Annotated in this window: 22 protein-coding genes and 1 pseudogene; 12 read left to right on the top strand and 11 right to left on the bottom strand. The window is 62.9% G+C overall.

All coding sequences use genetic code 11. The features are described 5' to 3' along the window. Window positions 1–17: 17 nt before the first annotated feature. Together L6D89_RS31645 and L6D89_RS31640 are read left to right on the top strand one after the other, a co-directional pair. The gene (locus L6D89_RS31645; RefSeq protein WP_236202281.1) at window positions 18–470 is read left to right on the top strand and encodes a universal stress protein; all 453 of its coding nucleotides are present in this window, start codon (window positions 18–20) and stop codon (window positions 468–470) included. A gap of 287 nt (window positions 471–757) precedes the next feature. Then, window positions 758–1,360, top strand: coding sequence for a hypothetical protein (locus tag L6D89_RS31640; protein WP_236202280.1), 603 nt, complete (start codon window positions 758–760; stop codon window positions 1,358–1,360). Window positions 1,361–1,463: 103 nt separating this feature from the next. Here L6D89_RS31640 and L6D89_RS31635 read toward each other — a convergent pair whose 3' ends face one another. The 3 genes and pseudogenes from L6D89_RS31635 to L6D89_RS31625 form a co-directional block, all read right to left on the bottom strand. Beyond that, window positions 1,464–2,363 carry an acetoacetate decarboxylase gene (locus tag L6D89_RS31635; RefSeq protein WP_236202279.1) on the bottom strand — a complete coding sequence of 300 codons (900 nt, stop codon included), beginning with the start codon at window positions 2,361–2,363 and terminating at the stop codon, window positions 1,464–1,466. Between the two features lie 182 nt (window positions 2,364–2,545). Then, a pseudogene (locus L6D89_RS32915) lies at window positions 2,546–2,626 on the bottom strand (sigma-70 family RNA polymerase sigma factor); the annotation flags it as partial. A gap of 45 nt (window positions 2,627–2,671) precedes the next feature. Beyond that, entirely contained in the window at window positions 2,672–5,458 is a 2,787-nt protein-coding gene (locus tag L6D89_RS31625; protein ID WP_236202278.1) for an ATP-binding protein, read from the bottom strand. 476 nt (window positions 5,459–5,934) lie between these two features. Between L6D89_RS31625 and L6D89_RS31620 the strand changes: the two genes are divergently transcribed. Both L6D89_RS31620 and ycaC read left to right on the top strand, forming a co-directional pair. Beyond that, the gene (locus tag L6D89_RS31620) at window positions 5,935–6,345 is read left to right on the top strand and encodes a helix-turn-helix domain-containing protein (RefSeq protein ID WP_236170566.1); all 411 of its coding nucleotides are present in this window, start codon (window positions 5,935–5,937) and stop codon (window positions 6,343–6,345) included. 188 nt (window positions 6,346–6,533) lie between these two features. After that, a complete protein-coding gene (gene ycaC / locus L6D89_RS31615; protein ID WP_236201178.1) occupies window positions 6,534–7,163 on the top strand; it encodes an isochorismate family cysteine hydrolase YcaC in 630 nt (209 codons plus the stop codon). A 317-nt stretch (window positions 7,164–7,480) separates the two neighbouring features. Here the strand turns inward: ycaC and yghU are convergent, their stop codons facing one another. Then, window positions 7,481–8,317, bottom strand: coding sequence for a glutathione-dependent disulfide-bond oxidoreductase (yghU, locus tag L6D89_RS31610; RefSeq protein ID WP_236202277.1), 837 nt, complete (start codon window positions 8,315–8,317; stop codon window positions 7,481–7,483). 255 nt (window positions 8,318–8,572) lie between these two features. On the opposite strand from yghU, the gene L6D89_RS31605 reads away from it, so the two are divergent. The 7 genes from L6D89_RS31605 to L6D89_RS31575 all read left to right on the top strand — a co-directional run bounded on the left by L6D89_RS31605 (window position 8,573) and on the right by L6D89_RS31575 (window position 17,580). Continuing rightward, entirely contained in the window at window positions 8,573–10,120 is a 1,548-nt protein-coding gene (locus L6D89_RS31605) for a sugar ABC transporter ATP-binding protein (protein ID WP_236202276.1), read from the top strand. A 13-nt stretch (window positions 10,121–10,133) separates the two neighbouring features. Beyond that, a complete protein-coding gene (locus L6D89_RS31600; RefSeq protein WP_236202275.1) occupies window positions 10,134–11,156 on the top strand; it encodes an ABC transporter permease in 1,023 nt (340 codons plus the stop codon). A 27-nt stretch (window positions 11,157–11,183) separates the two neighbouring features. After that, window positions 11,184–12,239 carry a substrate-binding domain-containing protein gene (locus L6D89_RS31595; protein ID WP_236202274.1) on the top strand — a complete coding sequence of 352 codons (1,056 nt, stop codon included), beginning with the start codon at window positions 11,184–11,186 and terminating at the stop codon, window positions 12,237–12,239. 10 nt (window positions 12,240–12,249) lie between these two features. After that, a complete protein-coding gene (locus L6D89_RS31590; protein ID WP_236202273.1) occupies window positions 12,250–12,933 on the top strand; it encodes a molybdopterin-dependent oxidoreductase in 684 nt (227 codons plus the stop codon). Window positions 12,934–13,303: 370 nt separating this feature from the next. Continuing rightward, a complete protein-coding gene (locus tag L6D89_RS31585; protein WP_236202272.1) occupies window positions 13,304–15,685 on the top strand; it encodes a TonB-dependent receptor plug domain-containing protein in 2,382 nt (793 codons plus the stop codon). Window positions 15,686–15,745: 60 nt separating this feature from the next. Then, complete coding sequence (locus L6D89_RS31580) at window positions 15,746–17,122, top strand: APC family permease (protein ID WP_236202271.1); 1,377 nt, start codon at window positions 15,746–15,748, stop codon at window positions 17,120–17,122. Then, entirely contained in the window at window positions 17,122–17,580 is a 459-nt protein-coding gene (locus tag L6D89_RS31575; RefSeq protein WP_236202270.1) for a DUF3574 domain-containing protein, read from the top strand. The genes L6D89_RS31580 and L6D89_RS31575 overlap by 1 nt, the downstream gene beginning before the upstream one ends. On the opposite strand, the gene speE is transcribed toward L6D89_RS31575, so the two are convergent. Next, complete coding sequence (gene speE, locus L6D89_RS31570; RefSeq protein ID WP_236202269.1) at window positions 17,565–18,431, bottom strand: polyamine aminopropyltransferase; 867 nt, start codon at window positions 18,429–18,431, stop codon at window positions 17,565–17,567. The genes L6D89_RS31575 and speE overlap by 16 nt on opposite strands. Next, window positions 18,431–18,889 carry a DUF3574 domain-containing protein gene (locus L6D89_RS31565; RefSeq protein ID WP_045214279.1) on the bottom strand — a complete coding sequence of 153 codons (459 nt, stop codon included), beginning with the start codon at window positions 18,887–18,889 and terminating at the stop codon, window positions 18,431–18,433. Before L6D89_RS31565 ends, speE begins: the two co-directional genes overlap by 1 nt. A gap of 438 nt (window positions 18,890–19,327) precedes the next feature. Between L6D89_RS31565 and L6D89_RS31560 the strand changes: the two genes are divergently transcribed. Beyond that, window positions 19,328–19,843: a hypothetical protein gene (locus L6D89_RS31560; protein WP_236202268.1), complete on the top strand. Its 516-nt coding sequence runs from the start codon at window positions 19,328–19,330 to the stop codon at window positions 19,841–19,843. A 160-nt stretch (window positions 19,844–20,003) separates the two neighbouring features. Here the strand turns inward: L6D89_RS31560 and L6D89_RS31555 are convergent, their stop codons facing one another. The 5 genes from L6D89_RS31555 to L6D89_RS31535 all read right to left on the bottom strand — a co-directional run. After that, window positions 20,004–20,555, bottom strand: a complete 552-nt coding sequence (locus L6D89_RS31555; protein ID WP_236202267.1) for an FG-GAP repeat protein — start codon at window positions 20,553–20,555, stop codon at window positions 20,004–20,006. Window positions 20,556–20,652: 97 nt separating this feature from the next. Further along, entirely contained in the window at window positions 20,653–21,375 is a 723-nt protein-coding gene (locus L6D89_RS31550; protein WP_236202266.1) for a hypothetical protein, read from the bottom strand. 33 nt (window positions 21,376–21,408) lie between these two features. After that, window positions 21,409–21,954, bottom strand: a complete 546-nt coding sequence (locus L6D89_RS31545; protein WP_236202265.1) for a hypothetical protein — start codon at window positions 21,952–21,954, stop codon at window positions 21,409–21,411. After that, window positions 21,951–24,419, bottom strand: coding sequence for a M23 family metallopeptidase (locus L6D89_RS31540; RefSeq protein WP_236202264.1), 2,469 nt, complete (start codon window positions 24,417–24,419; stop codon window positions 21,951–21,953). Before L6D89_RS31540 ends, L6D89_RS31545 begins: the two co-directional genes overlap by 4 nt. A 23-nt stretch (window positions 24,420–24,442) precedes the next feature. Next, window positions 24,443–25,920, bottom strand: a 1,478-nt coding sequence (locus L6D89_RS31535) for a DUF2345 domain-containing protein (protein ID WP_236202263.1), incomplete at its 5' end; no start/stop codon positions are given.

Raw genomic sequence — 25,920 nt, 5'->3', positions numbered from 1 at the left:
TCAACGAGGAGCACATCATGTACAAGCACGTACTGGCCGCCGTGGACGGCAGTCCGGTTTCCTTCCGCGCCCTGGCCGAAGGCGCACGGCTGGCCCGCATGAGCGGCGGCGAGCTGCACGTTATCAGCATCATCGACCGCCCCCTGGCGCATCTCCCTTACTACGCCAAGTACTACGACACCGAAGCGCTGCATGCGGCCGCGCTCAAGGCCGCCGATGACATCCTGAGCAAGGCGCGGGAAGTGGTCGCCGAGTTCGCGGTGCCGGCCAGCTTCGCGGCGGTGGCCATGGACAGCGTCGGCGAGGAGGTGGCCGAGCGTATCGAGACGGAGGCCGAGGCGGTCAAGGCGGATGCCATCGTCATGGGCACCCACGGTCGCCGCGGCGTGCATCGCCTGATGCTCGGCAGCGTGGCCGAGGGAGTGTTGCGGACAAGCACGCGCCCGCTGCTGCTGGTACGCGAGCAGTAAGCCGGCGGAACCGGCTGCGGGGTGTGGCAGGTGCCCGCCTGCGCAGCCGGGAGTGCCGCTCGCCGAACAGCTTGCCGGCCCCTGCGCCGCGACCCTCCGCGCAATGTCCGCTACCACCAGGGCAGACAGCAGGGGCGGAGGCTTCAGCTCAAGGCAAGGCGGGTGCAGCGCCGGGTAGCTGCTACGCTCGGTGAATCCACGCGGCCACCGAGGCTTGGCCTGCGTGTGCTGGTTACCGCGTACCCGCGATAGCCGTCCGCTAGCACCTTGATGCAAGGAGTCGCCCGATGAGTGTGTCCCGCTGGATCTACCTGTCCCTGGCTGTCGGCGTGCTGGTCGGTTGCCAGAGCCAGAAGAACGACGAGCTGAGCTACCAGTTCGACAACACCGAGTCGGTCGCCAAGGGCGTGCCGGGCGGTGCCATGACCGAGACGGAGGAGGTGCAGGCCAGCGTCAGTGCCGTCGACCTGAGCAAGCGCACCTTCACCCTCACCGATGACCAGGGCAACAGCCGTACCCTTCAGGCGCCGCCGGAGATGCGCAACTTCGAGCAGCTCAAGGTCGGCGACCGGGTCCGCGCCATCGTCACAATGGAGCGATTGGTCTATCTGCGTGAGCCGGGCCAGCCGGCTGGCAGTGGCGTGGCCGGCCTGCTGGCGACGGCGCAGCCGGGCAACAAACCGGCCATGCTCGCCGCCGATACGGTGGAGATCACAGCGGTGGTCAAGTCCATGGACACCAGCAAGCGCACCGCAACCTTGCAGTTCGCCGACGGCAGCCAGCACACGGTGAATGTCCGTCCGGATGTGCAGATGAAGCGCGAGTACCTGGGGCGCCAACTGGTGATGCGGGTGACCTCCGCAGTCGCCGTCAGCGTACAGCCGCAGTAGGCCGCGCCCGGCGGCGGTCGGGGCCCGATAGGCTTCTTCCGGGGCCACGTCGCCAGCCGTACAGGATGCGCTGGCGGATGGCGGCCTCGGCCTTTGCCGGAGTTCAGTGCAGGCTTTCCACCGGCGCGGGAAGGTGCAGCACGATCTGCGCGTCCTTGACCACGTCCAGGCGCAGGACTCGCGATGCGCCCAGCCCATCGAGCAACTGGCTCAGCGGCCCGCCGTTGCGGCTCAGGCGGACGTCGCGCGGCAGCAGCTTCTGCGCGTAGGCCAGGGTGTTGCTCTGCACGCGGGTCTGCTGCCAGCGGCCGTCGACCTGGTGAAGCATGGTGGTGGTGCCCAGGCGCGATTGCGCGGTGGCGATCTGCAGCGCGGGCAGCGCTGCGGCGAGCACCAGGTCCGCCTTGCCATCGGGCCCCTGGATGCTGGCGGCCACGTTGCTGCCGATCTTCACCTCGATGTCGGTGCGCCATTTGGGCAGCTGGTAGCCGTACACACCGCGCACCCGCGCAATCTCCGTGGAAACCGGCAACGCCAGCACATGGGCGACGAAGCTGCGGCGGCGCATTGAATCGAGCAGCTCCAGGGCATGGCTGCCCCTGGCGCCCGGCCGGCGGATGACGATGGCGACCGAGACCTCGTCGTATGGGTCGTTGTCGCACACCGAGTAGGAGAAAAACGTCAGCGCCACCAGGCCGTGGCCGGGGAGGGCGCGCAGTGGCTCCAGCGGTGCCGGCAACGTTGCGCGAAGACGCTCGAGGGGCGCGAGGAACAGCAGCTGGATACTGCTGGTGCGGTAGTAGAAATTCGGCGCCCAGGTTTGCCCGACGCGTGAGGCGACCATCTGCTTGGGAATCCGCCGGAAGTAATCGATGTTGCCGGCGGCGGGGTCCTTCGCCACTTCGTCCAGGTCCGGGTTCATCCGGTAGCGGTCGTAATAGCCGCCTTCGATCACTTCAACGCGCTGGGTGCCGAACTCGACTTGCTTGAACTTCGCCTTCATCTGCCTGGCCTTCTGGTTGATCCGGGTGGGGCCGCCCGGCGTGGTGGCCGGGCGGCTGACGAGGGCTACGCTAAGTTTAAAGTTAACTTTAATGTCAAGCAGGCTGCTGCGAGTTGACGCGGCCATCCCGGCAGGCAGCCTGCAGCGGAGCGTTCAGAAGTCGTAGCGGGCGCCGAGCAACAGGTTGCCTGGGCCAGGTCTGCCGCGTCCTGGGCGTTGCCCAGGCGCGCACGCAGCCATTGCCTGAGCCAGCCATGCTGTTCGACGCAGAGCGGTTGAAGGGAAGAGGGCGCCGCCGGCGCTGCTTCTTACGGGCCGCGCAGGCCCTCCAGGCAGTGCCGCGCGTGGCGCTGGTCCGGCAGGTCGAAGCCTTCGCTGAAGCGCTGGTAGACGGGCTCCAGCAATTGCCGTGCGTCTTCGGGTCTGCCTTGCGCGCTGCAGAGTTCTGCCAGGCAGGTAGCCGAACGCAGTTCCCAGGCCAGTGCACCTTGCTGCCGAGCCAGGGCCATGGCGTGCGAGAGCAGGGTTTCAGCACCGGAAAGCGACTCACGATCGCCGCGCGCCCGCAGGACAACGGCCTCATTGCGCAAGATTTCCGCGGCGCACCAGCCTGCCGCGCCGGTTCGTGCGCGCATCAGCTGGGCCTGGTCGGATGGCAGCGGGCGGCAGCCAAGGGTCTGCACGATATCGCGCACCAGGCCAACGGCCGGCGCCGTGGTGCCGGCCACTTCGTCGAGCTGCATGGCCCACGCATAGTGCCGCGCCCAGTCGCTGAACAACGGCACGCGGTGGCGCTCGGCGACCTCGATCATCTGCCGTACACGGCTGCGCGCCTTGTCGAGTTCGCCGTTGTAGAAGGCGATGACGCAGCCGGCCACCGCGAGGCTGTAGGCGATCGAGGCGCTGTGGTCGATCTCGCAGGCCAGCTCGATGGCCTGCGTGGCCATGCGTTCCGCCTGCTCGGGCAGGCCGCGCAGCCAGAGCGTACGGGCCTGGGTGGCGAGCGAGGCGACCTGCTGGTCGTACTGCACGCCCAGGCAGGGAGCGAAGCGATTCGCCTGGCGTTGCCACTGCAGACGCTGCAGCACTTCTTCGCCAGCGGCCTGGGCGCGCACCTGGTCGCCCGAGTAATGCAATGCCAGCACCTGCAGGCGCAGGGCACTGGTGGCGAGCATCTCGCCCTGGCCGTCGCTCAGCCGCTCGAAGTGCCGGCTCTGCTCGGCCGCCTGCTGGTACTGGCCGGCCCACAGGAGTACCGCCAGGCCACCGGAGAGCGCAGTCAGTTCGCCGTGGCGGTCGCCGATCTGCCGGGCGAGGAAGCGGGCGTTCTGGAAGGCTTCGTCGGCCTGGCTGTTGCGCACGTCGTGGTACGTCGTGTTGCCCAGCGCCAGTTCCAGTTGCATGGCCAGTTGCAACGACGAACTGGGGTCGGCGCTGAGCAGACCCAGTGCAGCGCTCACATAAGGGCCGTATTCGTGCAGCAGCGACAGCTCCTGCCACAGCGGCGACGAGCAGGCCGCGAGATGGATCGCCTGGGTGTGCCGCACTTCGGCGTGCAGCCCCCAGTCGAGTGCGGCGCGAACCTCCGCGAGCCAGGGCGCATGACGTTGCAGCCAGCCCTGGGAGGCTGACCTTTCCCATTCGTTGTACGCAGCCTGCAGCGCACGCTGGCAGAGTTGCAGATGGCGCTCGCGGGCCTCGTACAGTTCACCGGCGTCCTGGAGCTTCTCCAGGGCATGCAGGCGGGTCGGTTCGAGCAGCCGGTAGGTGACCTCGTCGCCGCGAATCTCCGTGGTCAGCAGCGACTTGGCGGTCAACTGATTGACCAGCAGGAAGGCCGCGCCGAGCGCCGCTGGCTGACCGAGGACCGCCGCGATGGATTGCAGCGTGAAGCTGCCGCGAAAGACACTGAGGCGGCGCAGACAGGACTGTTCCGCGGGGCGCAGCAGCGCGTAGCTCCAGTCGAGCATCGCGCGCAGATGTTCGTGGCGGTCGGACTGCAGCGGAAGGTCCAGGTAGCCGCCCTGCAGTAGCGCATCGATGCTGCCGTCGGCCTGGCCCAGGTGGCTGGCGGCCAGTTCCAGGGCCAGCGGAATACCCTCCAGGCGCCGGCAGATTTCGCCGACCCGCGGCAGGTCCTCGGGGCGCAACTCGAAGTCCTCGTGGGTCTCCTTCGCCCGCTCGATCAGCAGCGCCACGGCGGGGTAGGCGAGTGCGTCGGCGATGCTGCCGACCTGTGCCGGCGGGCAACCCAGCGGCCGCAACGGCAGGATGTGCTCGCCGGTGGCGCGCAGGCTTTCACGGCTGGTGGCGAGAATGTGGATCTGTGGCGCGTGGCGCAGCAGGCATTCCACCAGGGGCGCGACGGCCTCGATCAGGTGCTCGCAGTTGTCGATGAGCAACAGCATCTGGCGGTCGGCGACCTGGCGGCAGATAGCTTCCAGCGCTTCGCCGGCCAGCCCTGGAATACCCAGGGCGGCAGCCAGGGTGCTGTTCAGCGGGCGGGCATCCTGCAACTGGGTGAGGTCGAGCATGCGGATGCCGTGGCGATAGCGGCCGATGAAGCGCTCGGCGGCCTGCAGGGCGAGACTGGTCTTGCCGATGCCGCCGCTGCCCACCAGGCTGATGCAGCGGCGCTGCGGCAACTCGCTGAGCAGGCGCTCGAGTTCCGCTTCGCGGCCCAGCAGGCGATTGCGCCGGGGCGGCAGGTTGTGGTCCGCCGACTGGCCGTCAGCCGGGGCGGGCGTTGACTGCGCCGAGCGGATCAGCGGCTCGACGAAGCTGTAGCCGCGCAGCGCCACCGTGACGATGAAGCGCCGGCCGTTCTGGCCGTCGCCCAGCGCCTTGCGCAGGGCGGTCATGTGCACCCGCAGGTTGCCTTCGTCGATGGCTTGCCCGGGCCAGGCGCGGGCCAGCAGCTCGCGCTTGCTGACCACTTCGCCGGCGCGCTCCAGCAGCGCCAGGAGGATATCCAGCGCGCGTTGGCCGAGGCGCAGCGGGCGACCGGCTTCGAGGATCACGCGGGACGCGGGGTAGATCTGGTAGGGGCCGAAATGAAGCACGGTTTCAACCGCGGCCACGGGCTCAGGAGTCATTGTCTGGTCGTCGCTTGCGCACACTGGAGGCAGGTCCCGCGCCGGCCCGGGTGTCAGCCCTGGTGGCGCTTGTCCATCGACTTCTGCGGTCGATTGGCGATTCTTCGGTGAAGCACATTCAGGGTAAACGACGACTCGACGATGAGCCATCCTGCGCCGGGCGCCGCTTGCCCGGCTGCGCGCTTAATAACGATTAACGCCAGGCCTGGCTGTGGTGCTACGCGACGATAGGCAAACGCGGCCCATGGCACCCTGCGTTTTCCCCGGGGGCCGTACCGGCCAAGGCGTTGCGGCCGCCAACCGATGATCCTCGCATGGCTTGCCGGCGGCCTCGCGAGCGCTGCAGTCAAGCGCTGCTGGCCCGTTGGTCGCAGCTTTTTCGCAGTCGCGGGTTAATGCGGTTTAACCAGCTTTAACTCGCCGCCACCCCCGGCGCGCACAAAAAATGCTCCCCAGAGTGCAGGGGAGGGACCAGCATGCTTCAGCAACTGATTGGCCAGATACCAGCGGCCAGCGCCAAGCGCGACCTGGCGCCCTGGCAATGGGAGCGCGCCCAGGCGCTGCTGCTCGAGCACCTGGACAGCGGCATCACGGTGACCGCACTGGCCGCCGCCTGCGCACTGTCGCGCAGCGATTTCACCCGCAAGTTCAAGGTCACCACCGGGCATTCGCCCCAGGCCTGGATGCGTCTGCTGCGGGTGGAGAAAGCCAAGCAGCTGATGCGCGAGTCAGCCTTCGCGCTGGCGGAGATCGGCCTGCAATGCGGCTTCTGCGACCAGGCGCATTTCTGCCGGATCTTCCACCGTATCGAAGGCGTGACGCCCTTGAGCTGGCAGCGCCAGTTGTTCCAGGAGGCAAGCCATTCAACCTGGCGGCACGCAGGCTAGCCCGAATCTCCTGCGCTGCCTTACGAGGTTATCGTTCTGAAAATGCAACGCTAGAGGCGAATTTTGCCGTCTAGTGGATCAAGGGTGTCGAAATTAATCTTTGTTCCATGCAGTGACGCACTGCAAAACGAGTCCAAACCTTTTCCGGCCAAGCCGGGACCCACTGAAAGCAAATCGAGGATTTCACCATGAGCAACGCCACCTACAACCGCCTGGACAAAGACAACGCCGCCGTACTGCTGGTCGACCACCAGGCCGGTCTGCTCTCGCTGGTTCGCGACATCGATCCGGACAAGTTCAAGAACAACGTCCTCGCCCTGGGCGACCTGGCGAAGTTCTTCAACCTGCCGACCATCCTCACCACCAGCTTCGAAACCGGCCCCAACGGCCCGCTGGTGCCCGAGCTGAAAGCGCAGTTCCCGGACGCGCCGTACATTGCCCGTCCCGGCCAGATCAACGCCTGGGATAACGAGGACTTCGTCAAGGCGGTGAAGGCCACCGGCAAGAAGCAACTGATCATCGCCGGCGTGGTGACCGAGGTCTGCGTGGCCTTCCCGGCGCTGTCGGCCCTGGCCGAAGGCTTCGATGTGTTCGTGGTGGCGGATGCCTCCGGCACCTTCAACGAGATGACCCGCGACGCCGCCTGGCGCCGGATGGAAGCGGCCGGTGCGCAGCTGATGACCTGGTTCGGCGTGGCCTGTGAGCTGCACCGCGACTGGCGCAACGATATCGAAGGGCTGGCGGCGCTGTGCTCGAATCACATTCCGGATTATCGGAACCTGATGACCAGCTACAACGCGCTGACTGCGGGCAAGTAACGCTCGCTGAAATGAAAAAAGCGGAGCCTTGAAGGAGGCTCCGCTTTTGCTTTGGTAGTAGCGGATTCCCTCCACGCGCCGAGTTTCCATCCACATCCAAATCACGGCGGAGCACGAACGTAGGATGGGTGGAGCTTGCGATACCCATGCTGTCGGTGTGTGGACATTGATGGGTATCGCTGCGCTCCACGCCATCCTACGAAAGCGATTGCTGGGGGCTGAGACATAGGGAAGTTCGCGAGCGAGCTCGCTCCTACAAGAGCATCAGGCTAGATAGGAGCGCACTTCGTCCGCGATCCGCAGGAAGGGACGACCCATTACCGCGTGAAATCCTCGGCACTGTGCCGCTCCGGCAACGCGTCGTCGCCCCAGGTGCGGTTGACTCGCCGTCCGCGCTTTACCGCCGGGCGGGCGGCGATTTCGTCGGTCCAGCGGCGCACGTGGGTGTAGCTCTCCACGTCGAGGAATTCGGCCGCCTCATACACCTGGTTGTTCAGCAGCGCGCCGTACCAGGGCCAGATCGCCATGTCGGCGATGCTGTACTCGTCGCCGGCGATGTAGCGGTTTTCGGCCAGCTGGCGGTCGAGCACGTCGAGCTGGCGCTTGACCTCCATGGCGTAGCGATTGATCGGGTACTTGTACTTCTCCGGCGCATAGGCGTAGAAGTGGCCGAAGCCGCCGCCGAGGAAGGGCGCGCTGCCCATCTGCCAGAACAGCCAGTTCAGCGTCTCGGTGCGCTTGGCCTGGTCTCTGGGCAGGAAGTGGCCGAATTTCTCTGCCAGGTACAGCAGGATCGAGCCGGATTCGAAAATGCGCAGCTCGGGGCTGACGCTGGTGTCGAGCAGGGCGGGGATCTTCGAGTTCGGGTTGATCTCGACGAAGCCGCTGCCGAACTGGTCGCCATCGCCAATCCTGATCGGCCAGGCGTCGTACTCGGCTTCGGTCACACCCAGTTCCAGGAGCTCTTCGAGCAGGATGGTGACCTTCACGCCGTTGGGCGTGGCCAGCGAATGCAGTTGCAGCGGGTGCTTGCCGCGCGGCAGTGCCTTCTCGTGGGTCGGGCCGGCGATGGGCCGGTTGATGCTGGCGAAGGCGCCGCCGTTGCTCTTGTCCCATGTCCAGACGCGGGGTGGAGTGTAGGTATCGTTCGCCATCTCGAGTTCTCACCTTGTGGGTTGAATGCCATGGATGCTACCCGCCCGATCGGTGTCGCGTCAGCCGTTTTTCCCTGGCTGCTGTTGCTGGGCGAACAGTGCGCGACGCCTTGCTCGGGTGGTTGTTAGCATATGCATAAACGATATTAAAAATTAGTTGATGCATAGTTTGAGATTATAAAAGAATCGCCGCTCAGTCCAACGGCGAAGCGCTGCAATGACGCTCTCGCTCTTTCGTGTCGTATCGAGAGTCCCATGTCTGCCCAGCCCGCTTGCGCCGCATTCTTCCGCCTCGAAGGCGTCGGCAAGTCCTATGCCGAGAACCGCGTGCTGGTCGACCTGGACCTGGAAATCCGCCCCGGCGAAGTGCTTGCCCTGCTCGGTGCCAACGGCGCGGGCAAGTCGACGCTGGTGAAGATCCTTGCCGGTTCCCATAGCCACGATGCCGGGCAGTTGCTGATCGATGGCGTGCCGGTCCGTTTCGCCTCGCCCCAGGACGCCCGCCGCCATGGCATCGTGGCCGTGCACCAGCAGGTGGAGCAGGGCGTGGTGCCCGGCCTGAGCGTCGCGGAAAACCTCCTGCTGGACGAGCTCTGCGGTGCTTCGGCGCCGTTGCTGTTCCGCCCGCGTGAAGCCTTGCGCCGGGCCGCCGAGATCGCCGCCGGGCTGGAACTGGAGCTGCCGCTGCAGGCGCCCATCGAGTCGCTGGGCACCGCCGAACGACAACTGGTGATCCTGTCCCGCGCGCTGGCCCGCAACCCTCGCCTGCTGATCCTCGACGAACCCACCGCAGCACTGTCGACCAGTGAGGCCGAGCGCCTGTTCAAACTCATTGAGCGCCTGCGCGCTCGCGGCGTGGCGATCGTCTACATCTCCCATCGGCTGACTGATCTGCAGCGCATCGCAGACCGCGCGCTGGTGCTGCGCGACGGTCGCCTGGCGGCTGAATTCACGGCACCGCTGGACCTTGCCGCCGCCGTCGAATCGATGCTCGGCGCTGCGCTGGGCGACGTACAGTTGCAGGCGCTGGAGCGGGGCGAAAGCGTGCTGACCCTGCGCGACTGGCAACTCGATGCAAGCAGTGCCGCCTTCGACCTGGACCTGCACGAAGGCGAAGTGGTCGCCCTGACTGGCCTGCTCGGCGCCGGCAAGAGCGAGATCGCCGAAGTGCTGTTCGGCCTGCGCCGCCAGCATGCCGGCTCGATCCGCCTCGATGGCCGCAACTGGCAGCCGCGTTCGCCGCGCGAGGCGATTGCCGCCGGGGTGTACTTCGCCGCCGAGGACCGCGCGCGCAATTCACGGGTACCGGGCTTCTCGGTACGCGCCAGCATGACGCTGCCGTTCCTGCGCAGCTTCACGCGCTTGGGCTTCATCGAGCGTGACGCCGAGCGCGCCAGGGTGGCCGAACAGATCGACGCGCTCGGGATCAAGGGGCCGGCTATCCAGGGAGATTGCATGGAGTCCGCGCTGGAGCTGCTCTCCGGCGGCAACCAGCAGAAGGTCATTCTCGCCCGTTGGCTGCTGGGGCAGGGCCGGGTGCTGATCCTCGACGAACCCTTCCAGGGCGTCGACGTGCGCGCCCGCCGCGAGATTGGCCAGCGCATCCGCGCCAGCGCCGGCGGCCGCGCCACGCTGCTGATCTGCAGCGACCCGGACGAGGCGCTGGAAATCGCCGACCGCATCCTCGTCGTGCGCGACGGCGCGGTGGTCGCCGAGTTGCCCCGGCAGGACCTGCAACGCAGCGAGATCGTCGCCCATCTCACCCCATCCAACCCTTCACGCCAGGCAACTGCGCGTATCTAGAAAGGAACCTTGCGTGTCCAGAACTGCCGTGCGCAGCCCGGCGACGTCCTCCGTCGCTCGCCTGCTCGACTTCCTCATCCACTATGCGTTGCTCCTGCTGCTGGCCTTGCTGGTGCTGGTGTTCGCGCTGCTGGAGCCGGCCTTCCTGCGGCTCGGCAACCTGTTCCTGGTATTGCAGTCGGTATCCATCGTCGCGCTGCTCGCCCTGGGCGTGACCCTGAGCATGGCCGTGGGCGGGCTGGACCTGTCCATCGGCGCGGTGGCCGCGCTGAGCCTGATGAGCGCCAGCTACGTGATGGTGGTGCTGGACTGGGGGCCGCTGGCGGCGATCCTTGTCAGCCTCGGCCTCGGCACCCTGGTCGGGCTGCTCAATGGCTGGCTGATCGTGCGCATGGGCGTGCCGGACATCCTCGCCACCCTGGGCAGCATGTTCCTGGTGGTGGGCGTGCAGCTGATTCCCACCGGTGGCCGCTCCATCGCTGTCGGCATGACCCTGCCAAATGGCGACGAAGCACCGGGCGCCTTCGCCAACTGGTTTCTCGCCTTGGGCCGCGCGCAGTTGTGGGAGCGCGTGCCGGTGCCCGTGGTGGTGATGCTTGGCTGCGCGCTGCTGGTCTGGCTGTTTCTCGAACGCACGCGGCCGGGCCGGCTGTTCTACGCCATCGGCGGCAACCAGCAGGCCGCGCGCCTCGCCGGTGCGCCGGTGGAGCGCTACAAGCTGCTCGCCTACGTGCTCTCGGCGTTGCTGGCGTCGCTGGGTGGATTGTTGCTGGCGGCGCGGCTCGGACGTGGCGACGTCAGCTCCGGCAACGGCCTGGTACTGGATGCCCTCGGCGCCGCGCTGATCGGCTTCGCCGTACTTGGCGCGCAGAAGCCCAATGCCTTCGGCACGCTGGTCGGCGCCGTGCTGGTGGCCACGCTGCTCAACGGCCTGACCATGCTCAACGCACCGTATTACGCCCAGGACTTCGTCAAGGGCGCCGTACTGGTTTCGGCCCTGATGTTTACCTTCGGTCTGGCCCGGCGCGGGCACTGACCGGCCACTTTTTCGGAGAATCAACGGATGAAATTCACCCCCGGCAAATCCCTGCGCGCACTGTTCGCCGCCGGGCTTTTATTGTCCGGCGCAGCCAGCGCCGTTGCGGCGGGATTGCCCGGCGCGCCCGCACCCTTCGACAAGGGCGGCGTGCAGATCGCCCTGGTCGGCTACCTGTTCTCCGGCGACTTCCCGGAAGCCTACCTGCGCGGCGTGGAGAAGCAGGCCAGCGCGCTGGATGTGAAGCTGCGCGTGTTCGACGCCCGCCAGCAGGCGGCCACCCAGCGCGAGATGCTGGAGCAGGCCATCGACCTGGGCGTGGACGGCATCATCGTCCAACTCGGCCTCGCCGAGACGCTCAAGGATTCCATCGACAAGGCGCTGGCCAAGGGCATCAAGGTGGTCACCTTCGACGTCGACGTGAACGACCCGCGCATCACCCGCGTCGAGCAGGATCACCGCGAGCTGGCGCGCCTGGCGCTCAGGCAGGTATTGCAGGACAACGGCAACGCCTTCGAGGCCGGCTACGTGTACATCGACGGTTTCACCCCCATGGAGCGCCGCGATGAAATCTGGCGCCAGGTGAAGGCCGAGAATCCCGGCATCGTCGAGAAGGCGCGCTTCGGTACGCTGAATGCGCCCATCGCCAACTCGGTGGCTGACCAGGCCAGCGCAGTGCTGCGCGCCAACCCTGGCATCAGTGTGTTCTTCGCACCTTTCGACGAATTCGCCAAGGGCGTGAAGATCGCCGTGGACGAAGCCGGCCTGGGCCAGAAGGTGAAGATCTACAGCGCCGATATCTCCACCGCCGACATCCAGATCATGAAGGAAGAGGGCAGCGCCTGGAGCGCCACCGCCGCGGTCAACCCTGAGGTTGCCGGCGCCATCAGCGTGCGCAGCCTGGCGCTGCGCATCGCCGGGGAGAACCCGGGCGAGCAGGTGCTGGTGCCGCCGACCCTGATCACCCGCCAGCAACTGCTGGACCTCGATGTGAAGAACGTTCGCGACCTGGCGCGCAAGGTGCCGGCCTTCGGCGAGGCGCAGAAGGTCGCGCAGGCGCCGTGGATTCCATTGGCAAACTGAGGGTTCGGGGATGCACGACAAGGCCAGGCGTCTGCAGAAGGCACGCTCGCCGGCGGGCGACCCGCGTTACGGCGATCGCCTGCCGCCGGGGCAGGTGCTGACCGAACGTTTCCCGATACTCCATGAAGGCGCGGTGCCGGAGTACGAGCGTGAAACCTGGCGCCTGCGGCTCACCGGCGCGTTGTCCTGGCAAAATCCTGGGAGGCAATCGCTGGAACTGAGCCTCGACGACCTGCTGGCATTGCCGCAGCGCGAGCTGGTCTGCGATATCCATTGCGTCACGCGCTGGTCGAAGTTCGATACCTCATGGCGCGGCGTGCATCTCGCCGATCTGCTCGATCATTACGGCGTGCGGCCGGCCGGGCAGTTCGTCATGGCCCATGCCGACCACGACTACCAGACCAACCTGCCGCTGGCAGAACTGCTGCGCCCGGACAGCCTGCTCGCCACGCACTATGCCGATGAGCCGCTGACCCCGGTGCATGGCTGGCCGCTGCGGCTGGTGATCGCGGGGCGCTATTTCTGGAAGAGCGCGAAGTGGTTGCGCGAGCTGGAATTCAGCGACACCGACCGGCCCGGATTCTGGGAGCGCAACGGCTTCCACAACGACGCCGACCCGTTCCGCGAGGAGCGTTTTTCCGGTGCGGCTCTGGATATTCCCGAGGATGAATGGACGCGCAAGGCCTTCGACTGAAGGCATCCGCTGTTGCCCTGGCAACACTGGCCGATGTTGCTGGGCGAACATGGTAACCGGTTATAAACAAAGCATTTTTTATTCGTTTAAAAGCATTCTGCCACTAGCTAGGATGATGCCTTCCCCATCGGGTCAGGGATGACCCGCGATACCGAGAGCCGCGCCTTTTCGCTCATCACGAAAAGAGACCGGCCGTGACACCTGGAGCGTTTTCCCGAGCACTGTTTTCTCCACCCTGAGGGGGACAGTCGCTCGCGGTTTCCGGACTTCCGACACCAACCGCTCAAGTCAAAAGAACCCAAAAAAGCGGAGTTCCGGACTCGCCGCCAACGGCGAGTGGCGCTCTTTAAGCGAGACAGGAGTATTTCGCGTGTTATCCCGTTCCCTTATTGCCGTTGCGGTGGCCTCGGTCATCGCCCAGGCCTCCGCGCATGCCGACGACAGCTCGTCGACCCCCGAGGCCACCACCAAGCTGGAGACCGTGCTGGTCACCGGCACCCGCGGCAACAACCGCACCCTGCTGGATTCCCCCGTGCCGGTCGATGTGCTCACCGCGCAGGACCTGAAGTCTACCGGCGCCGTCGGCGGCGAACTGGGTCAGGCCCTGGCGACGCTGCTGCCGTCCTTCAACTTCCCGCGCCAGTCCAACTCCGGCGGCGCCGACCACGTGCGCGCCGCCCAGTTGCGCGGTATGAGCCCGGACCAGGTGCTGGTGCTGATCAACGGCAAGCGCCAGCACACCTCGGCGCTGGTCAACGACTCGTCGAAGATCGGCCGCGGCACCGCGCCGGTGGACTTCAACTCGATCCCCATCAGCGCCATCAAGCGCATCGAAGTACTGCGCGACGGCGCCGGTGCGCAGTACGGCTCCGATGCCATCGCCGGGGTGATCAACATCATCCTCGACGACGCGCCCGAAGGCGGCGAGGTGACCACCAGCTACGGCGCCTACCACACCCACCAGGACGCCATCGGCAAGACCACCACCGACGGGCAGAACTCCTACACCGCGGCCAAGGCCGGCACCCGCCTGGGCGAAGACGGCTTCGTCCGTGGCGGCGCCGAGTTCATCAACCGTGAGCCGACCAACCGCGCCGGCTACGATGGCTTCGCCGACACCCCCGGGCAGCGCAACTACGTGATGGGCGACGGCCTGGCGCGCGACGTCAACGCCTGGTTCAACGGCGACCTCGTCCTGGGCGGCGGCAAGCTGTATTCCTTCGGCCTGTACAACGAGCGCCACACCACCGGCGCGGAGTTCTACCGCTACCCGGACGAGCACCCGGAGATCTACCCCAACGGCTACCTGCCGCAGTCCCTGGGCGATAACACCGACCTCTCCGCGACACTGGGCTACAAGGGCCTGATTGCCGACACCTGGGACTACGACGCCAGCGTCACCCACGGCCGCAACCGCTTCGAATCCTCCACCCGACGCACGCTCAATGCGTCGCTGGGCGACGACACGCCGACGCGCTTCGACACCGGCGACTACGAACTGCGCCAGAGCGTCGCCAACCTCGACCTCAGCCGCGAGCTGAGCCTTGCCGGGCGACCCTTCGTGCTCGCGCTCGGTGGCGAGTACCGCTACGAAAACTACATCACCAGCGCTGGCGACCCGGCCTCTTACTACGGCGTCGGCGCGGATGGCGCCAACGGCCTGCGCCCGAGCGAAGAGGTGGACATCGACCGCAACGTCTTCGGCACCTACGTGGATCTGTCGGGCGATCTCACCGACCAGTTCTTCGTCGATGCCGCTGCCCGCTGGGAGCGCTACGACGATGCCGGCAGCAAGCTCACCGGCAAGCTCAGCGGGCGCTACCAGTTGACTCCGGTACTGGCCCTGCGTGGTGCGGCATCCACCAACTTCCGCGCGCCATCGCTGGCCCAGGTGGGCTTCCAGAACACCACCAGCAACTTCGGCGACGGCGGCACGCTCACCGATATCCGCGTGCTCTCGGTGAACGACCCGATCGCCCGCGCACTGGGCGCCGAGAAGCTCGACCCGGAGACCTCGAAGAACTTCAGCCTGGGCCTGACCGCCCAGCTCAATGAGCGCTTCGACCTGTCCTTCGACGTGTTCCGTATCGACGTCGATGACCGCATCACCCTGTCCCAGCGCATCGGCAGCGACGCCATGGAGCAGTTCATCCAGGACAACTTCGGCGTGGCCGGCGTGCACGACGTGAACTTCTTCACCAACGCCGCCGATACCCGCACCGACGGTGCCGAGCTGGTGCTCAACTATCACCAGCCCCTGGTCGGCGGCACGCTGGGCGTGACCACCGCGTACACCTACAACCACACCAAGGTGCGCAACACCAAGGGCACCCCGCAGCAGTTGTCCGACCTGGGCATCGGCGACGACGCGCTGGTGGGCGTAGAGGAGCGCAACACCCTCACCGACGCCGCGCCCCGGGATCGTTTCATCCTCACCACCACCTGGAGCGATGCGCAGTGGAACCTGCTCGGCCGCCTGACCCGGCAGGGCGAGACCACCCGCGTGTTCGACTTCGGCGACGGCTACCACCCGGAGCAGACCTACGGCGCCGTGTGGCAGCTGGATGCCGAGGTGGCCTACAAGTTCACCCCGCAGTTCAGCCTGGCGGTGGGCGGCAACAACCTCACCGACAACTACCCGGAGCGCTCCAGCTCCGAGATCAACTACGGCGGCAACCTGCCGTACGACGTGCTCTCGCCGATCGGCTCCAACGGCGCGTACTACTACGCCCGCGCGAGCTATTCGTTCTGATCTGCGCTGTTGAAAATCCAGGGGCCGCATCGCGGCCCTTACTACTTCCGGAGCCGATTCATGGCTGACAACTTCGCCGCTGAAAAGCCGGCCGGCCCGCGCCGGCACCTGGGCGCTGTCCACGCGCTGCTGCTGACGCTGGGCATGGTGATCACCAGCGACATCCTCAAGACCGCGCCCACCGTGGCGCTCAACGTCGGCCAGGAGCACTTCTACCTGGTGTGGATTCTCGGCGGCCTGCTGTCGATGGTCGGCGCTCTGTGCTATGTGGAGATGGCCTCGGCCTTCGCCCATCCCGGTGGCGACTACCACTTCCTCGAACGCGCCTACGGCCAGCGGGTGGGCTTCCTGTTCGCCTGGTCGCGCTTCGCCATCCTGCACACCGGCTGGATCGCGCTGATGGCGTTTCTCTTCGCCGATCACTTCAGCGCCTTGCTCGGCCTCGGCCAGCTGGGCAACGTACTGCTCGCCGGCGGATTGGTCGCCGCGCTGGTGGCGCTGAATCTGATCGGCTGGCGCGTGAGCTTCGGCACCCAGGCCGGTCTGGTGGTGCTGGTGGCGGCGGGCTTCCTCGGCATCGTCGGCGCCGGTCTGTGGCTGGAATGGCGCGGCTTCGTTCCGTTACCCGTGCCGCCAGTGCAGCCGGAACAGATCGGCGTCGCCGGGTTTTCCGCCGCGCTGATCTACGTCTTCCTCGCCTTTGGCGGCTGGAGCGACGCGGCCACGCTGTCGGCGGAGCTGCGCGACAACCGCCGGGGCATCTTTACCGCCATGCTCGGCGCGCTGGCGGCGCTGCTGCTGATCTACCTGGCGCTGAACTGGGCGTTCATTCGCGGGCTGGGTTTCGATGGCCTCGCTGCCAGCGGTGCGCCGGCGCTGGAACTGCTCGGGCTGGCCTTCGGCGCGCCGGGCATCGGCCTGATCATGGCGGTGGTGGTGGTCTCTGCCGTTGCCAGCATCAACTCCACGCTGATCGTCGGCAGCCGCACCACCTACGCCGCCGCGCGGGACGTGCCTGCCCTCGGCGTGCTCGGGCGTTGGGACGTGCGCCACGGCGTGCCACGCGCCGCGCTGCTGGCCGAGGGCCTGGTGGCGCTGCTGCTGATCGCGGTCGGCGGCTGGAGCGGCCACGGCTTCAACACCATGGTGGAGTACATGACCCCCGTGTACTGGTTGTTCCTCAGCCTCAGCAGCCTGGCGCTGATCGTTCTGCGCCGCCGCTACCCGCAAGTGCCCCGGCCGATCCGTGTGCCGTTGTACCCGTGGCTGCCGCTGGGCTTCCTCGCGGTGTGCCTGTACATGCTGTATTCCAGCGTCGCCTATGTGGGCTGGGGAGCTTTGCTCGGTGTCGGTGTACTGGCACTCGGCGCGCTGCTGCAACTGCTGCTGCGGTCGCCCACGGCGCCATCTTCGAGCTGGCAGGAGGAGGGTGCTTGATGCGCAGGAAACTCCTGTGGCGCAATGGCGCCATCGTCGTGTTGCTGGCGGCGTTGATCGGCCTTTGGCTGAACGAGCCGGCAGCCAATGGCGCCAGCGGTGGCGAAGCCAGCGGCCGGCGCATGTTGCGCACGGAACTGTACCTGGAGGCGGTGGCGCTGTCGCAGTGGGAGGACTTCCTCGCCCGCGAAGTGACGCCGCGCTTCCCCGATGGCCTCAGCTGGCTCGACCTGCACGGCCAGTGGCGCGGCCCCAGCGGCGAGCCGGAGAAGTTGCCGTCGCGGCTGCTGATCCTCATCCACGCCGACAACCCCTACACCCGCCAGGCCCTGGCGCAGATCGGCGCCGACTTCAAGCAGCGCTTCGGCACCGCGGTGCTGCAGGTCAGCAGCCCGGTGCGCGCCCGCGACCCGGACTGGACGCCGCAGCGCCTGGACAATCCTCAGCTGTCGCGCTGAAGCCCGGCCTCAATCAGGTCGAGCATGTAGCGCGGCAGGGCGAAGGCCGCCTGGTGCACCTCGGGGGTGTAGTAGCGGGTCACCAGGCCGCTTTTCGCAAAGCGCTGGCGCAGGGTTTCCAGATCGGTGCGGCGGACCTTCTCGCTGTTCGACGCCCAGCCGAAGGCCATGCTGCCGCCGATGTAGGTCGGCACCGCGGCATGGAAGAAACCCCAGTCGGCAAACGAATCCGCCAGCCGTCGTGCCGTGCCGCCCAGTTCCTCCGGCTGGAGGAAGGGCACACCATTCTGCGTGGCCAGGATGCCGCTGGCGCCGAGGCGCTGCTGGCAGTTGCGGTAGAAGGCATCGCTGAACAGGCTGGCCGCCGGACCACCGGGGTCGGTGGAGTCGCAAATGATCAGGTCGAAACTCTCGCGGCTCTGCGCCAGGTACTCCAGGCCGTCGGCGTAGACCAGCCGCAGGCGCGGATCGTCCAGCGCGCCGGCCGAGTGATTCGGCAACAGCTCGCGGCACAGTTCGACCACCTGCGGGTCGATTTCCACCGCGACAATTTCCTCGATGCCGGCATGCCGCACGATCTCCCGCAGGATGCCGCCATCACCGACGCCGATCACCAGCACACGGCGCACCGCGCCATGGGCGAGGATCGGCACATGGGCGAGCATCTCGTGGTAGACGAACTCGTCGGCCTCGGTGGTCTGCACCACGCCATCCAGCGTCAGCACGCGACCGAAGCGCCGGTTGCGGAACACCTGCACCTCCTGCTGGCCGGTGTTGCCCTGGTAGATCGGATCATCGACGCTCAGCGCCTGCGCGTAACCCTCGTACAGCGTTTCGCGGAATTCGCTCATCAGAAGGAAACCTGCGCCGGTTGCGACAGCCGCAGCACGGAGAGGTCGCCAGTGATGCGCTTCCACGCCAGGCGGATCGCCTCGATATCCTGGCCGCGCGCTGCGCTGTCCTCATGCAGGATCACGATCACCTTGGTGCTCAAGCGCTCCGGCGCCGGCGCGCCATGGTCACGCCACTGGCCGTAGGCGTCATAGGCGGTAAAGCCGTCCGGGAAGCGCGGCGTCACTTCCTGGTCGAGGAACTGCCGCCAGCGCTGCTCGCTGATCTTCTCCTTGCCGTTCTCCTGGCCCAGCGCGAAATACAACTCGGTGCGCAGCCACTGCGCCTGCGCCGGCCGCGTGGGGTCGCCCTGCAGGGTGGAAGTGGAAGGGTTGGTGGTATGGACAGAAGGAGCGGGCGGGGTGGCGCAGCCGAACAGCGCCAGGGCGAGGCTGGCGGCGAGCAGGTGGCGGAGCATGGGACTTCCTTGCGATGGGATGACAGTTGGACCAAACCGCCACTATAGAAGCTCGCCTGTTATTTCCTTAAATATTAAAAACGCATTCTCATATGCCTGATTTTGCGTTTCTGTAATCGGTGTCGAAGCGCTCTAGAACCTGCATCACAGCCATTCGTAAAGTTTTTGCGAGTTGGTTAGATTCAATATTCACTACGGTTCTTTGCTAAGCATGGAATGGGATATCCATGTTGCCGAAAATCACTCCAGGGATTCTCTGGAATTCGTTTAAGCGTCGTTACTGAAGCTACTGCGAACAACACCGCCATCATTGAACCCGAATCGCGAGAAGACACGACAGAAACCGCCGCTCCCCCGCCATCTTGTCCCGTCGCCGCGCCTTCCTAGAATCGGCCCCATTCGCAGCACTTCATTCCAATCGATTCAGGGAGCTCCACCATGATGAACGCCATGCAGATGCCGATGAACACCAACACCATGATGCCGATGATGGGCATGCCGATGATGATGGCGACCATGGAATGCGAGATGCTCGACGACGGCATGCTGTGCCGCATGAAGCCGGCCATGGGCATGGAAATGGCCATGTTCCGCAACAGCGCCGAGATGATGGCGATGATGATGAACTGCGGCATGCCGATGATGATGCACTGCGGCAACCTGATGATGATGGGCCTGTCCCAGCCCGCCATGGCCATGATGCCGATGATGGGCATGATGAACCCGATGATGCCCATGCCGATAATGGGCATGAACATGGGCATGCCCGCCATGAAGTGCATGATGGAGTGCTCCATGCAGGGCGACATGATGCTGTGCAGGATGATGCCCATGCAGGGCATCAGCATGGACATGCTGAAGAACTGCTGCATGCTGATGAACAAGATGATGGACTGCGGCATGCCCATGATGATGAGCTGCAACGGCATGCCGATGATGTGCTGCACCTGCTGATCGCGGGGCGCTAAAGCGAAAAGGCCCGGTGGGGAAACCCGCCGGGCCTTTTGTATTCTTGGGGGCTAAATATAGCAGACGTATTTTCTCTAAGAACTGCAGGTGTTGGAGGGAAGTAGTGGTAGATAAATATATCCAATTTTTCTTTTATGTCTCTATATTACTCGCTCAGCTTTTTGATCTGTTTGTTGAGTATTCGACCATTTTTATAGGTTTCGATGTGGCTAAATGAATTTCCGTTAGTTGGGTCGCAGTACGTCCCTTCAATTTGTGTGATCTGTAACTGTCCATCGGGTCTGAATCTATATTTTTCTATCCATTTGTCACAGTTGCTTGATGAAAAGCAGGTTCCAGATACTAGCTGCTTGATTGGGTCTATTTTTAAGCACGGCAGGTTGCTTATTTCTTCGCTCTTTCTGAAGTTATGATTTTTATTTTCGTATATAAATACTGACGATGCCTGCGTCTGTCCTGAAGGTGGGTGAGTTACAATAATATCCTGATACCCGTCAAAATTAACATCAATGCAAGAGATTATGTCATTATCTGATATCCCCTGATCTAATATGTTCGTTTTACCATTATTGGTTATGCATAGCTTTTGATTGTCGCATTTGTGGACTTGATAGGAGTTTTGTTTTTCTTTGCATTCTAATGTCAGTGCTATTTGTGGGGGCGCTATTGTGATGAAAAAAATTATTAGGCGTTTCATGGTGCTTTGTGCGAAAAGTAGAGGGTTTATTTTATTCTTTAAAGTGTCCAGTTTTTCATGGCTGGAATTTGAATATAAATTCGATAATTATTCTTTGTCATTGGAATTTAATTGAATTTATAAACTCAATGACCATTGTTCGGAATTTTTCATCTAGCATCGGCGCAGGCTGCATATTTTCAGTGCTGCCAATCAAGACTATGTCATCGTGCAAAAGACAGAAACGCATTTGATCGTACTTGTTCTTGGATTTTGATCTATGAAGAACAAGAAATCCTGTCCAGTTACTATTAGTAATGCGCTCTATTGTATATTTTTTGTCCGAATCAAGTTCTTGAGTGAGTGTGAACTTTCCGTTAACAAGGTCGGCTGGGCACTTTCGCTTGTTTGATTCAATTATTTCATTGTTTCCAAGTCCTGTTGCGAGCTTGTCTTCTTTAAGAAATGGGAGGTTTTCTGCGGATTCACATATCAGCCCGAACCACCTCAGGTTTTTACGGCCTGGGTTTTTGAAACTCCAGTCATACCCTGAATAAGTTTCTGGCTGCCACAGGTAGGGTGTGAGTTTTGGGATTATTGCTGGCGTGCTTTCATGAATAATGATATCTGGAGTGTTGTGGATTATGGTCTGATTGCTGTTTATGTGTGCAGAGTAGTTGCACTCATCTTGTCTGATTTCGACTAGTCCAGTTTGGCTAGTGATCCTGATTTCCCCTGGTCTATTTCCAAGTGCAGGCGTTCTTGCTAAGCAAGAGATCGGGGGTATTGGCGTGCTAATAAAAATTACAAAAACAATCCTCGATAAAATTGTCTGCTTCATGGTTTTATTATATTTTCTATGATGTCTCTCAGTTTAATTGCTTTTGAATTTAAAGCTGCTTAGGATTTTTTTTAATCTTACTGTTTCCTCAATGTTGCTTGTGGTGATTTGGCCATCGCCACATAGAGCTTGATAATTATGTGTCATGCAGAAGTGGAAGTTGTATGGGTGGAGGGCTGTTGTTATTAAGTATCCCTTGGAGTTTTGGGATTTTATATTGTAAATTCTCGCAATGTTTTTTTTGTTGCTTTGAGGTTGGCTTTTCAATTTCCATAAGTTGCTCTTGTAGGAATAAATGACCTTGATGTCATCTGTTTCATATCCGTACTGAAGAGCTTCGCCAGCATTAACGCAGGACCAAGATTTGATAGGGGAATAATATTTAAGGTATTCATCATTTGAATGGTTGCTTTGTTTGTCGTCTAGAAAGTTTACCTCGCAATCTTGACTTGCTGATGAAATGTATTCTGTTGGTGATTCTTTAGATATGAATCTAGGTTCATGGTGTGGAGGTTCGGCATCGCTTCCGTACGCAGGAGGAATGCAAGCTATTAATAGCGAAAAGGTATGTTTTCTCATGTTTGCTCTCTCCGTGCTGTATATCCATCAGGGAATGTTAGCGTCAATTGCCCTGCGTGGTCTGGGAAGTTTTTCTCTGTTAAAGTCGCTATTGAGTATCCATATGCACAGCAGCGCGAGTCGAAGCCGTTCAAAGAATTGCTATAGATTGTATTAATTGCTGATGGAAGATTTATGGCAGCGCTTGCTTTCCAAAAGCTGATGGAGCGGTAGTATACTTTTGGTCCATGATTGGATTGGACTTGGACTCGTTCTAGTTCATGTGGAGAGTCGGCATATTTTGCCATCTTCTTTGATGCCCAGTAGAAGCCTGCGCTGTCTGATGGAGATATTAAGTCTTCTTGCTCATCTCCTACGCCGCTAATGCTCTCGCGCCACTGCCGCATTTCTTGTGTTAGTTGTGGGAAATTTGTGTCCTGCAAAGTGTTATTGTTTCTTTGGTTGGGTGGTAGTAAGTAAATGGCATTATATGCATTGCTTAGTGATATTTTAAGAGGCTCGGGAACGGATCTGCCTCTGTAACGCCAATAGTCTATATAGTTGCTTGGGCTAGTAAGTTGCAGGAATCCTCTGCCATGCCAAGGAGCGTACCAAAGGCTTGTGCCCCCACTTTCCGAGAGTCTACTAGTCCAAGTTGTCTCTTGAATCGCATTCCCCATGAATGATGCAATACGCATGGGTGTATTAATTCCGTACTTTCTGAGTGTTTTGTTTAAATTTTTTCTATTTTTTTCGATTGTCGCTATTGGGGAGTCAAGGTTTGTGCCAATGGCTTCCCACGCGTATTGTGTTGCACTCGTCTTTCGAAGTGCATGTCGCGGAATGAGTTGCTTAATTTCTTGCTTGCTTAACCAGAGTGTCTGTCGAAGATGGACAGTAAATTCCTTGGCCGGAAAATGCCAATGCTTACTTTCTATCCCCTCTAAGCCAGCCTCCTCCCAAAAAGCCAACGCCTGATGGTGCTTCTCAAGCTTCAGGAAGTCCCCTTCCGGCATAGGCCCGCCATCCGCGACCCGCTTCAGCCATCCATAGCGATCCTCAAAGTCATTCTTTGCCCATTCAGTGGGGAACCTGCAGATCAGACGTTTGAGCTTGCGCTGATTCTCAGGGGCTTGCAGCCGGGCCGTGTTCAGTTCCCTCTCGGTCACGTACTGCTCGGACAACCGCAGCCGGTCGCCGTCAGACATGCTGTCGTATTCCGCCGAGGTGGCAATGGTGGCGGCGTCGGGTTTTCGTGGGGGAGGGTTGGTCAGGTAACTCTGAGGTTCGAGCTGGTCTCGGATGTAGTCGGACTGGCAGTGACTGTCGAAGTCGTCGTCATCGCTGATCAGGCGCCAGCCCATCCAGTGGGGGAAGTCGGCGTCGCTGAATTTGGTGACGCCGGGGGCGTTGAGGTTGAACCAGGCGCTGCGTTCTGTTTCGCCGGCCTCGGAGCGGGGTAGCAAGCAGATTTTCCGCCAATGCGCGGCGTTGGCCGGTTGCAGGGCATCTGGCCCCAGCACGCGGCCGAAGCGCAGTAGTTCATAGCCGGCACTGGGGCAGCCGGGGTAGCGGCGGGTGGCGGTGGTGTAGAGGTTGTATTCGAAGTCCGCGTCTTCCTGCCGGGTGCCAATCAGTTCGCCGTTGACGCAGTAGGTGGTCAGCCGGCATTGACCCCTGTCGTACGTCATGCGGACGATGAGGCCCTGGCTCAGTTGTTCGGCCACTGTCGGGCTGTAGCCTTCGCTCCCGGCGAAGCCGCTTTCACTGTTCCAGGCTCCGGTCAGTTCCGGGCTGTTGTAGATGACTTCTGCGGAGTTGGTGGTTTGCGTAAGGTTTGCTGGCGGTGAGGCGTAACCCTGGAGCGTGTTAGGGACGAAGAAGTACATGTCGCCCCAGCAACTATCAGTGCGGCCATCCTGGTTCTGGTAGTCGAGGTCGCGCTGGTTGCGGCCGGTGAGGTGGGCGATCTGGCTGTCGCCGGCGATGATTTCGAAGTGAATCTTGCCGGTGCTGCCGTATATCTGGCCGGCTTCGCCGATGCTGTCTTTGCGGTAGATGCGCTGGTTGAGTTGGGGGTGGGGAATGTTGATTTTCGACAGGTGCATGTAGATCGAGAAGAACACCACCTGCCCGCGTTCGCCTTCACCGATCTCGGTTTCGTGGCGCAGGACGATGCAGCCGTTGTCGGTCCAGCCGTCGTCCACGCTTTGTGCGATTCGATACTTGAGCGCGTGATGTTCGCCGTTGGTCTTGGCGGTGGGGGCGCGGAAGTAGACCAGCTTGCCGTCCGCGATGGCGCGTACCGGCAGCGGCTCGCCGTTCTCCTGGGGGGCGATGAGGTGCATGCCGCCGTGCCAGTTGAGATCGAAGCTCAGGGGGTAGGCGCCATCGCCGAGGTTATCGCCGGGCATGGCACGATTGACGAAGGCTTCGTCGGTTTCCCCCGCTACGGGGGCGGGGATGAAGGGAGGGCTGATGATCATTTGCAGGCTTCCTTTGCCTAATTTCAGAGCGACAGTGGGTAGCTGGATTTTTTCTTCGTTTCGCCGTTCTGTTCGCGTGGCAGGAATGGGGCATCTGGATGTAGGCCGGCCGGCCCCTGCATATCGAAATGCGCCGACTTGATCAGGTGATCGCCCTGGGTGCCGTATTCGATGCCGTGCTGGTCCAGGCGGATGTAGCTGCCGCCGGCGTTGAGGATGATTTTCTTTGTGGCGGTGAGGTGGATTTCGCTTTCAGTGCTGACGATGTCCACGGCCTTGCGGGCGAGTAGTTCCAGGCGGTCGTTCTGCGCCTGGATGCTGACCGGGCCCTGGTTGGCGATGAGTTTCATGCCGAGCTTGCGCACGAAGATGCTGATGTTCTGGCCGACCGCAGCGGCGAAGCGCTTGACCACGCTGACGTCCATGTTGCTTCCAGCGGTGGCAATCAGGTTCTGTGTGGCGGCCAGTTGCAGGTGCTGGCCGCTGGTCAAGGCAATGCCGGCCGGTGCCGAGGCGAGAATGCCCGGTTGCTGGAGCAGGTCCAGGGCCGCTTTGAGTTGTTCGGGCGCGTGCAGATCCGGGGCTTCGAGCATGGCCAGGGCAGCATCGCGGGCGATGTTGCGCAGTTGCTCCAGGGACTCCTGCAATTCGAGAACGGCGGCGTTCATATCCAGCGTGTCGCCCTGGGCAGCAGGTTGGGCGTGGGCGCTGATGAACACGCCCTTGCCCGCACGCACTGCACCCCAGCCATCGGTGCGCAGCTCGAAACCTTCGCCACGCTTCTTGCGCTGCGCATCCACCAGGTGGCCCAGGTTGAGCTGGCTTTTGCCGGAATACTCGGTGCTGACCTTGATGTGTTCCTGGCCACGGGTGTCGTCCAGGCGAATCTTGTTGTTCGCCGGCGTGCGCAGGACGTTGCGCTTGTGGTTGTGGATGGTGACGTGGTCGGGTTCGAGGTTGGTGTGCAGGGCGTGGGCGATGAACGGCCGGTCCGGGTCGCCCTGCTCGAAGGCCACGGCCACTTCGGTGCCGGCCAGCAGTGGCAGGTGCAGGCCGTGGGTGTCGCCGGCGTAGGGCCGTGCCAGGCGCAGCCACATGCTTTCGCGGCCGGCAGGCCAGGTGTCGCGATCGAAGAGGAAGTTGACGCGGTAGCGCCCTTCGCCATCGATGTGGCTGTAGGGGTCGTTCTGCTGCGGGCTGGTGACGCGTGCCGGTACGGTGCCGGCGATGCGTGGTTTGGCCGGCACTGGCGGGCGGAAGGCGATGGTGCCGTCCGGTATGGCTTCGAAGCGCACTTCGAAGCTCCGGTCGCGGGCGGCGCTGCAGTGGGTGCGGACGATCAGCGCGCCGTCGCTGAAGGCGGCCGGTGCGCCACCTTCGACCTTGAGCACCTGGCCGGGGGCCAGGGCGGCGCTGCTGCTGGCGCCACTCAGGCGAAGCTGGTCGTTGAGGTAGCGCTCGTGGGCCAACTGGGCGTAGAACACGCCGCTTTCGGCATGGC

The organism is Pseudomonas pseudonitroreducens, from assembly GCF_021603645.1.
Classification (GTDB): Bacteria; Pseudomonadota; Gammaproteobacteria; order Pseudomonadales; family Pseudomonadaceae; genus Pseudomonas; species Pseudomonas pseudonitroreducens.
The sequence above is the reverse complement of the archived record's forward strand: the minus strand, read 5'-3'. Positions and strand labels throughout refer to the sequence as shown.